The organism is Actibacterium sp. D185-2, assembly GCF_054954595.1.
Window position 1 is genome coordinate 1 of record NZ_JBPWNX010000061.1, and the last position, 1,229, is coordinate 1,229.

Below are 1,229 nucleotides of genomic sequence, written 5' to 3' on the forward strand. Positions count from 1 at the left end.
TGAATAGCCCCTAGTTTGCTAGACGCCTTGCAGCTTCAATTTCTGCTGCTGCTCGAATGCGATCGGTGACAGCATTCCGTTCCTAACGTGTTTGCGCTGTGGGTTGTAGAAAAACTCGATGTAATCGAACACGTCGCGCCGGGCTTCTTCGCGGGTTTTATACTTTCTGCGCCGGATGCGTTCGCGCTTGAGCAGGTTGAAGAAGCTCTCCACCACCGCGTTATCCCAGCAGTTCCCACGGCGGCTCATGCTGGGGACCAGGTTGTGCTGCTCGAGAAACTCCTGCCACTCATAGCTGGTGAACTGAGACCCTTGGTCGGAATGCACATGGACCTTTGTCCTTGGTTTGCGCCGCCAGACAGCCATGAGCAGGGCTTGCAGCGGCAGGTCGGTGTAGGTCCGCCCCTGCATCGACCAACCAATGACCCGCCGGGAAAACAGATCGATCACGACGGCCAGATACAGGAACCCCTCATGGGTGCGGATGTAGGTGATGTCGGTGACCCAGAACTGGTCAGGCGCATCCACATCGAACTCTCTGTTCAGGGTGTTATCGGCCACGACGGCAGGGCTGCCACCATAAGAGCCCGGCTTCTTTTTGTAACCAATCTGGGCCCTTATGCCCGCCAGACGTGCCAAACGCCACGCCCGGTTGGGGCTGATGTCTTCGCCGAGGTCGCACAGATCATCGTGCAGCTTGCGGTATCCATACACCTCGCCGCTGTCATCCCAAGCCTGCTTCAGCAGCACGGTTTGACGCTGATCTTCCAACGCACGGGGACTCAAAGGCTCTCTCAGCCATGCATAAAAGCCGCTTGGATGAACCAACAGCATCCGGCACATCGCGCGGACCGCAAAGATCAGCCGGTTCTCGGCAATGAACGCATACCTCACCGGGACTCCCTGGCGAAGTATGCGGTCGCCTTTTTTAGGATGTCCCGCTCCTCCGTCACCCGCGCTAGATCGCGCTTGAGGCGACGGATCTCATCGGCTTGGGCATCGACCTCCTGGATCACTTTCGCGGGCCGAGAAAACAGCTTCTGCCATGTGTAGATCGACTTGGTGCTGACGCCCAAACGCTCGGCCACCTCACGCACCGGGTAGCCGCGATCCTCGACCTGGGCGACCGCATCGCGTTTGAACTCGTCTGTGAATTTCGCTCCGGACATAGCGTCCTCCTTGCTTCCAAAATTACCAAGCAAGGCGTCTACAAATCTAGGGGCTATTCA

1 protein-coding gene is annotated in these 1,229 nt (G+C 57.9%); it reads right to left on the reverse strand.

Annotation, left to right across the window (positions count from 1 at the left end):
• Positions 1-18: 18 nt before the first annotated feature.
• Positions 19-1,169 (reverse strand): IS3 family transposase gene (locus ACSR1C_RS20535; RefSeq protein ID WP_460260866.1). Its coding sequence is split into 2 segments (ribosomal slippage): positions 19-920 and positions 920-1,169, totalling 1,152 coding nucleotides; the frame shifts between segments, so codons are not numbered across the junction.
• Between the last annotated feature and the right edge of the window lie 60 nt (positions 1,170-1,229).